This window comes from Pseudomonas sp. microsymbiont 2, assembly GCF_054788395.1.
Genome location: NZ_CM139112.1, coordinates 4,301,466 through 4,311,832, shown reverse-complemented (window position 1 = coordinate 4,311,832; position 10,367 = coordinate 4,301,466). Strand labels below are relative to the sequence as shown.

Here is a 10,367-nt window from a genome sequence, read left to right as displayed (position 1 = left end):
TCGTCGATCGTTCAATCCAAGGGTCTGAATTTCGTGGTCAATCGTTTTACGCTCAGCTGCCTTGCCGCGCTCATGCTGCAGGGCTGCGCTCACCCCGCCCACCCGCCTCGCCAGGCTGATGACCTGCTGCGCGAGGGGTTGGCCGGCACCGGCGACCAGCGCCCGGCCAGCGAACGTCAGCCTGTGGCCGATTCCGCCCCGCCTGTGGGTGAAACCGTGCCGGCGGCGCCTCGCCAGCAGATCCTGCGGGGCAGCCAGGCGCTGGTCGGCAACGCCGCCGCGCGCCCGCCGAGCAAGCGCGTGGCCGGGGAGGGCCAGGTCAGCTTCAACTTCGCCAACCAGCCCATCGCGGCGGTGATCAACACCGTGCTGGGCGACCTGCTGCAGGAGGACTTCAGCATTGCCCAGGGCGTGACCGGGGAAGTGTCGTTCTCCACCGCCAAACCGGTGGACAAGGGGCAGGCGCTGGCGATCCTCGAGACCTTGCTGGCCTGGACCAACAACGCCTTGGTCCGCCAGGATGGGCGTTACTGGGTGGTGCCGGCCAATCTCGCCGTGGCGGGGCAGATGACGCCCCAACGGCGAGTGCCGGCACCCGGCAGTGGTCTGAGCGCCCGGCTGTTCACCCTCGACTACATCTCGGCCACGGAAATGGGCAAGCTGCTCAAGCCGTTCGCCCGTGAGAACGCGTTCCTGCTGGTGGATCCGGCACGCAACGTGCTGGTCCTGGCCGGCACGCCGGATGAGCTGGCCAATTACCAGGACACCATCGACACGTTCGACCTCAACTGGCTCAAGGGCATGTCCATCGGCGTCTACGGCCTGCAGCGGGCCAATGTGGCCGAGCTGATGCCCGAGCTGATCCAGCTGTTCGGTCCGCGCAGCGCCACGCCGCTGGCCGGCATGGTGCGCTTCCTGCCCATCGAGCGGACCAACGCCATCGTCGCGATTTCCGCGCAGCCCGAATACCTCAGCGAAGTCGGGCGCTGGATCGATACCATCGACCAGGGCGGCGGTTACGAGCCGCAGATGTACGTGTACGACGTGCGCAACATGAAAGCCAGCGACCTGGCGCGTTACCTGCGCCAGATCTACGCCAGCGAACCTCAGGGCAATGGCAATGCCGGGCAGGTGGCGCCCGGCCTGCGAACCGTGACCCTGTCGTCCAGGCGCGGCATGGGCAGCGGCAGTGGCAGTGGCAGTCTGCCGATGGCTGCTTCCCAGGGGGGCATGGCTGGCTTTGGCGAGCTGTCCGGCAGTAACGAAGAGCAGGATCCCTTCGCCGATCAGGACGAGCAGGCGCCCGCCATGGCGCACGGCGCCTCGGGGCAGGGGGACGTCCAGGTGCGCATCACGGCCCAGCGCGCCAGCAATCAGCTGCTGGTGCGCTGTCGCCCGGCCCAGTGGCAGGAGATCCAGGCGGCGATTCGGCGGTTGGACAACCCGCCCCTGCAGGTGCAGATCGAAACGCGCATCCTCGAGGTCGGGCTCGAGGATGGCCTGAGCCTGGGCGTGCAGTGGTACCTGGGCCGCCTGGCCGGCAACGCGACCACCAAGGGCATCGAGAACGTGTCCGGCAGCCAGGGGGCCATGGGCGGTGGCGGGGCTGCCTTGAAGGCCACCGATTCGCTGTTCTATTCGTTCGTCAGCAACAACCTGCAGGTGGCCCTGCATGCCCTCGAAAGCAGCGGCAACACACGTGTGCTGTCGGCGCCGTCGCTGGTGGTGATGAACAACCAGAATGCGCAGATCCAGGTGGGCGACAACATCCCCATCAACCAGACCTCGATCAACCTCGACAATACCGCGGTCACCAGCAGCAGCGTGCAGTACGTGCAGACGGGGGTGATCCTCGATGTGGTGCCGCGCATCAACCCAGGGGGCCTGGTGTACATGGACATCCAGCAGCAGGTCAGCGATGCCAGCAAGCTGCGCGACAAGAATGGCAATCCGAGCATCTCGACCCGCGCGGTCTCCACCCAGGTGGCGGTGCAGAGTGGCCAGACCGTGCTGTTGGGCGGGTTGATCAAGCACAACGAAGCCAACAACGAAAGCCGAGTGCCGTGGCTGGGACGGGTGCCGGGGCTGGGCTGGCTGTTCAGTGATCGCCAGCGCAGCCAGGCGCGCACCGAGCTGATCGTGCTGATCACGCCGCGGGTGGTCAACGACAGTGGTGCGGCACGCCAGGTGACGGATGAATATCGGCAGAAGCTGCAACTGATCCAGCCCGGCCAGGGCTGATCGCCGGCGGGGCGCCCCGGCATCGCTTGTAACAACCGATGTCGGGCGCTATAGTCCGAACCGTCCACTTCAAGAAGACCTGTTCATGCCAGCCATCCCTTCCACCACTGCTGACGTTCTCGCGCCTGTCGCGGGCGTTGTCGTGCGTGGCAGCCAGCAGCCGGCCATGATCAGTCACTATCCACCACCTGTCAGTGGCGTGGTAGGCGGCGTAGCTCCGCCTCCTCGCGCAGTCGTGGTGCTGGGCTGATCGGCCGCTGGCCGCAGCCTCAGCGCACGCGCAACGCACTGAACACGGTCGACTATCGCTGATTACGCGATAGCTGCGCCCGTACGGCTTTCCTTGCCTTTACAGGTGGCAATACATGTCTGTCCTTTCCAAAGCATCCGTGGCCTCGGCGGCCACCACCAGCCTGTTCGTCCTGCTGTGGAGCAGCGGGGCGATCGTCTCCAAACTCGGCCTGGCCCAGGCCAGCCCCTTCGCCTTCCTCCTGCTGCGTTCGGCGCTGGCCCTGGCCGGGCTGCTGCTGATCGGCCCGTTGCTGGGGTTGCGCTGGCCGCGCAGCCGCAGTGGCATCCTGCGTGCACTGGGCACTGGTTGCGTGCTGCTGGGCGCCTACCAGATCTTCTACCTGCTGGCGTTGAACACCCACGTCACGCCCGGCGTCATGGCCACGGTCATGGGCGTGCAACCGATCCTCACTGTGGCGCTGATGGAGCGCCAGCGCTCCTGGAGTCGGTTGTTCGGCCTGGGCCTGGGGCTGGGCGGGCTGGTGATGGTGGTCTACCAGGGCATCAACCTGGGCGGGGTGTCGCTTGCCGGGATGCTGTTCGCCCTGCTGGCACTGGCCAGCATGACCTGTGGCTCGATCCTGCAGAAGCGCATCAGCGACAACCCCATGGGCACGCTGCCGCTGCAGTACCTGGCCGGCTTCGTCCTGTGCGCGGTGTTCGCCCCGTTGCAGCCGTTGCATGTGCAATGGAACGCCAGCTTCGTCGGCGCGCTGCTGTGGATGGGGTTGGTGGTTTCGCTGCTGGCCACGCTGCTGCTGTACCGACTGATCGCCCGGGGCAACCTGGTCAACGTGACCAGCCTGTTCTACCTGGTGCCGGCGGTGACCGCAGTGATGGATTTCATCATTTTCGGCAATCGCCTGGCGCCGCTCAGCCTGCTGGGCATGGGGTTGATTGTGGTCGGGTTGCTGTTCGTGTTCCGCAAGCCAGCGGGCCGCCTGGCCACGGCGAGAGAGTGATGGTGCGGGTGTCATAGGACGCCAGCGAAACACGCCTTGAACCCTCCGTTGGAGGGTTCAAGGCGGATGGGCCTTGCTCGATAAATAGCTCCATCGTTCTGCGCTTTGCCGCTACCTCGCAATCATCGAACGGAACGCGCAAGAATTCGGCACTCTGCACGCAGTACCGACCAGTGCGTAATTGCTGCCAAGGTACATAAGATTGGCTAATAAATAACAAACTGGAGGTGTATTTAAGTTTCGAGGCGAATCTTTGACATGGGGGCGGTATTCCGGCATGAGATTTTCCTGTCAAGTCTACCTCAAGCTTTACAGTCTCGAACCTGAGGTTGGCTCGTGCAGAGTTGCTGCTCATCGAAACCAACGCCGCAACATCTGGTGCAATGGGAATGACAGACACAAGCGCATCAAAATCAACGCCTACCTCAGCAATCGACGAAATAGGGGTTCGTCACATTGCCCCGTGCTGGCAGTAAACGGACGGGCTTCATTGATGATGTTCCCTTCTTTGAAATCGCTGACTCGGAGTTTTTTCAGTCCTTCGAGTGTCAGTGTGCGTGTCCCTGTTGTGCCAAGTATTTCAAGTCTTAATTCGCTGTCATTCACTGCTATGCAAGTGAGTTGCTGGTCATGGAATTAGCTGGATAGCATCGGCTTCTCTTTTCAATGGGAGTGGGCTGTGCGCCGCTGGCAAACCATGGTTCTTATGTTTGGGTGAACTATGGTTAATGGCGCACATTTAACTCTGCCATACCTGTTGTAGGCAGTAAGCCCCCATTCCTCGTCTGACAGGATGCATCGTGTCAGCGAGGGATCATGTATCTTGAACTGGCATTGGACGCCAGTATAGTGTCGTCGTGCGAGCTGCAAGAATTTCCGGGCCGTCTAGAAAAGAATTGGCAACTAGGTTATAGCTTTTTTGAGTATCGCCTTCAATGCTCATGGCGTTTATGATTCCGTCAAAGTTTTCGTTTCGACCACGCATCTTGAACTCCGTGACGCCTCGCAAAAGCAATTGCACTGAAAAATTTTCAAGTGTTTGTCGTTGAAAGGTGATTCGCATGTTTTGGTCAGCTTGGGGGCCATCCGGCGGATACACAATGCACGCCTCTTCGTCGATGTGAGTTTCTCCCCAGCATTCATAAGTGATGACAATACTGTCAGCAAACCCGCCGAAGTGCTTCATCAAAGCGTCAATGTCATCACTTGCGAGTAGCGGGAGCCAATTCTCTTGGGTCATTTGATCGGGCAGAAGGGGCATGGCGGACCTCGTCGTATTGAACCATCAGTTTTTTTATCCCAATTGTGCACATGATCTCCCAAAGGACGACCCTCGGTGTCAACATGGTTGCCGTGACTAAAATCGTAATCGACTTCAGCTTTTCCGTCAGCACCATATCGTCTGCCATCGCTATAGGATCCGTCGGCACGTTTACCAGGCCAGTAGTCGCTATTCGGTTCTCCCTTGAAGGGGCGAGACTCTTTCTCGCTTTCTTTTCCACCTTGGCTTTCCGGCGCTTTCTCATTATGAACGCTACCGTTCTGCCACTGCGCTGAATGACCGATATCTGCGCCGGGAAATGCCAACGGTCCAATGCTGACATCGCCCTGGGACTGCTGGCTAAAGCCGTTCATCGCCGAGCTGATCGTCAGGGCCGTCGACAATGCGGCTAGCGCATACACGGCCATCGGAATCAGGAAGGCATATTCACCCGTCGGGTCGACGTACTTGTACGGATTGTTGTTGGCATAGGCATAGCGGTTGAAGCTGTGCAGGTTGTCTTCCTGGTAATCGACCGGGTCGACACCCATGAACCGCCCCAGCACCGGATCGTAGTAGCGCGCGCCCATGTACGACAGCCCCGTGCCGTCGTCGAACGCCTTGCCATGAAAACCGATCTTGTTGCCGGCGCTGGCGGGCGCGCGATTCAGCTTCTCGCCGTAGGGCTTGTAGTTCTCCTTCCACAGCAGGTTGCCGGCGGCGTCGGTGGCCGCTTGCGGGCTGCCGGAGATGTCGTTGTGGAAATAGGTGACCACGTCGGCCATGGCGCTGTTGACCATGGCCAGGCAAAGGAGGGCGGCGCATAGCCGCCTGGCGAAGTGTTTCAAGGTATTCATCCTGTGTGTTCCTGGGCGTCCGTTCATGGGGTTACACGCTGGGCGATGCGCTTGTCGCCCAGGTAGAAGTATTCGGTGAGCGTGCCGCCATCGAGTTCGATCAGCTGCCTGCCGTCACGGTCGTGCATCTCGTAGACCTTGCGCCCGGCGCGGGTCACGCTGCTGCGCTGGTTGAGGCCGTCGTACTGGTACTCGATCTTGCTCGCGGGCGTGGCGCAGTTGATGCACACCAGGTTCGGCACGTCGTTGTAGCGGTAGCTGTTGCCGGCGCTGCTGGCGACGTTGCCGTAGGCGTCGTAGCCCAGGCTCGCGGCGCGCAGGCCGCTGACCGCGGCCAGGCGGTTCTGGGCGTCGTAGGCATAGTCGAGGGTGGCGCCGCCGAGGGTCTGGCGCAGCAGGTTGCCGCCGCCGTCGTAGGCGATGCTGCCGGCGCCCCAGAAGCCGGCGACGCTGGTCAGGCGGTTGATGGCGTCGTAGCCCAGGGTGCGGTTGAAGGCGCCGTCGACGCTGTCGCTGACGCTCAGCAGGTTGCCGTTGCCGTCGTAGCCGTAGGCGCTGTTCAGGTAGGTCGCCACGCCGGTCTTGGCGGTGCTGAAGCTGGCGGGCCAGAGGCGGGCGTTCTGCTCGTAGCTGCTCTGGGTGCCGTTGGCGTAGGTGATCTGGCGGACCATGCCGGAGGGCCAGTAGCTGACGTTGTTGACGTAGCCGGAGACGGTAGTGGGGCGGCCGAGCACATCGGGGCTGTAGCTGACCACGCGGGCGGAGTGCGGGTAGGTGATGCTGCTCAACTGGTCGTTGCCGTTGTAGGCGTAGCGGGCGGTGAATACCTGGCTGTCGAGGGCGACGGTTTCGCTGGCCAGGTTGCCGGCGGCGTCGTAGGTCATGCTGTGGTTGCCGCTGGGGCTGACGCTGGCGAGCAGCTTGCCGGTGCGGTCGTAGGTGTTGCGGATGCTGTGGCCGTCGCTGGGGTAGAGCGCGGTGACCTGACGGTTCTGGCCATCGTAGGCGAAGGTGCTCACAGCGGAGGCGCCGACCTGGCGGCTGGTGAGGTTGCCGGCGATGTCGCGGCCGTAGGTGGTGGTGCCGGTTTCCGGCTGGGTGACGCTGGTCAGGTAGCCGTTGGCGTTGTAGCCGTAGGTACGGGTCTTGCCGCCCTGGGTGACCGTGGTGAGGCGGTCGGCACCGTCGCGGGCGAGGGTGACGCTGGCGCTGGGCTCGGGGGCGGCGATGGCCATCAGCTGCGGCTGGTTCGGGTCGCCATAGGCGCGGTAGGTGTAGGTGGTGGTCTGTCCGCGCTCATCGGTGACGCTGCGGCTGCCGGGGCCGTAGGCGATGGCCTGGAAGCTGTTGTCGGCGTGGGTGACGCGGGTCAGGCGGCCCAGCGGGTCGTACTGGTAGCGGGTGCCGGTAGCGGCATTGGGGGCGGAGACGAAGCTGCGCCGGCCCATGGCGTCGTACTCGTAGCGGGTGGTGATGCCGCCGAGGGTGGTGCTGGCGACGCGGCCGAAGGGGTCGTACTGGGTGGTTTCCACCAGGGCGCCACGGCTGGCGGTCTTGCTGGTGGCGGTGTAGGCGGTGGTCTGCGCGGTGCCCAGCGGCGGGGTCATGGCGGTGACGCGGTTCAGGCCGTCATAGGCGTAGCGGGTGGTGTGCTGCTCGCCGTCGGTGTAGGCGGTGACGTTGCCGGCGTCATCGACGACGCGGGCGATGACGACGCCTTCGGGCTGGGTCTCGTGCTGGGCGATGCCGCGCTTGTAGTTGGCGTAGCCATGCACGCGATTGCCGGGTAGGGTCTTGCTGGCGAGGTTGCCTTGGGCGTCGTAGGTGTAGCTGACGGGCACGCCGTTGCGGGTCATGTTCAGCAGCTTGCCGTTGGCGTCATAGCTGCGGGTGATGGCCAGGCCCGGGGAGGTCTCGTCCTTGGGCAGGCCGATGATCCAGCGGGCCGGGTCGTTGTGCCAGGTCAGGGTGGTGGTGCGGCTGCCGCCGTTGGGGCCGGTCTCGGTGCGGGTGCCGGGGTTGCCGTAGGCGTCGAAGGCCGAATAGACCGTCTTGTAGGTGGCGCCGTCGCGGACCACGGTCCGGCTCTGCAGATCGGCGGCCCAGGTCTTCTGGTCGGTGATCACGCCCAGCTCGAACATCCGGTCCCTGATACCCGAGACTTCGCGTGGCTGCCATTGATAGGTCTCGTAGCTGTTGTCCGGGAAGGTGTGCTTGATCAGCTTGCCGACACGCCACAGCGAATCCTGGAATGTCTGCTGGCCGGCCTGGTAGCTGGTGGCGATGGAAAAGCCCGGGCCCGCGAATTCATAGCGGTCGACGCCGTCCGGGCCGCTGACCTGGGTGGTGTCGTACTGGCCAATGCCGCCTCGAGTATAGGCATAGGTCCACTTCTGACCGGTGGACAAGGTCTTTTCCACCACCCGCTCCTGGCGCTTGGCCAAGGTGGTGGTGTTCTTGCCGCTGGAATGCTTGCTGGTGAACGGGACGGTCAGACTGACGAACGAGTAGCGGAACGTGGTGCTTGCGCCTTCCGGTCGTTCGATGGCGATGAGCTTGCGCGACGCGATGCCCACATCGGTCAGTGGAATCGTTCCGTAAGGTGACATGGAGCGGTGGAAGGTGCCGGGCTGGTACCTGTACTTCCAAGCCTCGCCGGTTGGGCCGGTGGCCTGGATCAGTACATTCGAATTGAGGGTGTCTTCAGGGCTGTAGGCGTATGTGACGCGCCGCTGGGCATTGTCGGCGATCCACTGCAAGCGACCGGAGGTCGCGTCATAGGTAAGGGTGACTTCACGGCCATCGCTGCTGCTGATTCGGGTCAGCTGATAGTTGCCGGTCGCGCTGGGATGATTGTACTGGGTGCCAGGAATTTCCCACTTTCCGGCATTGCCGAACTGGGTGTAGCTGTAGTTGACCCAGTTACCGTAGGCGTCGCTGGCTTTTTTCGCCACGTAATAGGTTTCTGACGAGGCGGGGTACCTGATGATGGTCGTGCCTTGGCTGAATGCGCCATCGGAGAACAGGAAACTGCCAAATTTCTTGTCACTCTGGTAGTTGCCGAGGTCGTAGTGAATGCCCTGTGGCGAGCGCAGGGTCAAGTTGCCCGCCGTGCACTCGAGCTGCCAGTTTTCCTTGCTGCGGGCCACGTACGGCGTGACGGGGTACAACGCCTGGTCGCTACCGTCGGCGAGTTGCACGCGCAGGCTCGGCGCGCCGTAGAGCCCGGCGAACGCACTGCCGGAACACAGGTCTCGAACGGTGTTGGTGACATAGCTGGCGCCAGGGCCCGTGCCGATCAGTCCGTAGGGGTTGGGCTGGTAGAGGCGCGGCGCGGCGGCGATCGTCCAGCCTGGGCCGAGCGCCATCCATTCGTAGCTGCGCTTGAAAGACGCCTGCAGGCCCGCCGAACTGCGCAACAGGTCATAGGTACGGTGCACGGTGATGTCCAGGCCTGCGGGGCCGGGCAACATCAGGTCCACATGATGCAGGGTCAGGTTGCCGGAGTGCGGGTCGACCCGGTCCACCTGTTGCGAGGGTGACTGGCGTTCCTGACGGCCGACGGTATCTTCATCGGAGGGAAGATCGGCAGCGCTTGCCGTGCCGAACGACATGGCGATGCCGAGCATCGCCCATGCGCCGCGCGAGGCCTGAGACTTCGTTGTCAATGGATAAGTCCTTTTGATCGAAATGACACCGCAAGCCGAAAAAAGAAGTTCTTCTGGCTCATTCATCTGCTCGAAACGAATGGTGGTGTTTTCGATTTACTGACAGGGACTTAAGTCTTGTGCCGAACAGCGAGTGGCCCTGTCAGTCAGAACCCATCGACTGGAACCGCGCTCATCGTTGGACGGGGCGCAACACCAGCCACAGCGCCGCGCCGATCAAGACTCCGCCATACAGGTGCGCCAGCGACAGCGGTTCATCCAGCAGCCACGCTCCCCACAGCACGCCAAACACAGGAATCAGGAAGGTCACGGTGCTGGCTTTGACCGGCCCGATCTCGTTGAGCAGGCGGAAGTACAGAATGTAGGCGAACGCCGTGCACAGCAGCCCGAGCCCCAGCAGCGACAGCCAAACCTGCCAGCCACCCCAACTGGCCGGTGGCTGGGTCAGGGCACTCCAGGCGAACAACGGGCTGAGCAGCAGCGTGGCGCCGAGCATGCTGCCCAGGGCCGACAGCCGGCTGTCCAGCGTGCCCACCCAGCGCCTGGCCAGAAAGCCGGCGAAGCCATAGCAGGTGGTGGCCGCGAGGCAGGCCAGGGCCCCCTGCGCCAGCGCCATGTCCAGCGCCACCGGCCCCGCGCCACTGAGAATGCCAACACCGAACAGCCCGAGGAAGATCCCGCAGAGCTTGGGCAGGGTCATCGCTTCGCGGAAGAACAGCGTGCCGATCAGCACGCCCATCAACGGCGTGGTGGCGTTGAAGATCGCCGAATAGCCGGCTGGCAACACCTGCGCCGCCACGGAATAGAAGGTGGCGGGGATGCCGGAGTTGATCATGCCCAGCACCAGGCAGGCGCCCAGCTTGCCCTCGAAGTCCCAGCGCACGCGGGCGGCGGCGAGAATGGCCATCAGCCCCAGGCAGGCGATCGAAACGCGAAAGAAGGCGGTCGGCACGGTGCCGAGTTCCGGGGCGATGATGCGCATGAACAGAAAGCTGGCACCCCAGACGGCGGCAAGGGTCAGCAGGCGGGCAAGGGCGATGGGGCTCACGGGGGGTCTCCGGCGGTGGGGCAGGGGCGCGAGTCTACG

The 10,367-nt window shown here is 63.3% G+C and carries 6 protein-coding genes; 2 read left to right on the top strand and 4 right to left on the bottom strand.

The genetic code is table 11. The features are described from left to right. The first annotated feature begins 72 nt into the window (after positions 1–72). The gene (gspD, locus tag ACYUME_RS19340) at positions 73–2,241 is read left to right on the top strand and encodes a type II secretion system secretin GspD (RefSeq protein ID WP_460419398.1); all 2,169 of its coding nucleotides are present in this window, start codon (positions 73–75) and stop codon (positions 2,239–2,241) included. 365 nt (positions 2,242–2,606) lie between these two features. Continuing rightward, the gene (locus ACYUME_RS19335; protein ID WP_279887288.1) at positions 2,607–3,494 is read left to right on the top strand and encodes a DMT family transporter; all 888 of its coding nucleotides are present in this window, start codon (positions 2,607–2,609) and stop codon (positions 3,492–3,494) included. 814 nt (positions 3,495–4,308) lie between these two features. Here the strand turns inward: ACYUME_RS19335 and ACYUME_RS19330 are convergent. From ACYUME_RS19330 to ACYUME_RS19315, 4 genes are all read right to left on the bottom strand, one after another. Then, complete coding sequence (locus ACYUME_RS19330; protein WP_460416357.1) at positions 4,309–4,755, bottom strand: hypothetical protein; 447 nt, start codon at positions 4,753–4,755, stop codon at positions 4,309–4,311. Further along, positions 4,731–5,612, bottom strand: a complete 882-nt coding sequence (locus ACYUME_RS19325) for an RHS repeat domain-containing protein (RefSeq protein ID WP_460416355.1) — start codon at positions 5,610–5,612, stop codon at positions 4,731–4,733. Before ACYUME_RS19325 ends, ACYUME_RS19330 begins: the two co-directional genes overlap by 25 nt. 23 nt (positions 5,613–5,635) lie before the next feature. Further along, a complete protein-coding gene (locus ACYUME_RS19320) occupies positions 5,636–9,280 on the bottom strand; it encodes a hypothetical protein (RefSeq protein WP_460416353.1) in 3,645 nt (1,214 codons plus the stop codon). 172 nt (positions 9,281–9,452) lie between these two features. Next, the gene (locus ACYUME_RS19315; protein WP_279888918.1) at positions 9,453–10,328 is read right to left on the bottom strand and encodes a DMT family transporter; all 876 of its coding nucleotides are present in this window, start codon (positions 10,326–10,328) and stop codon (positions 9,453–9,455) included. Positions 10,329–10,367 lie beyond the last annotated feature (39 nt).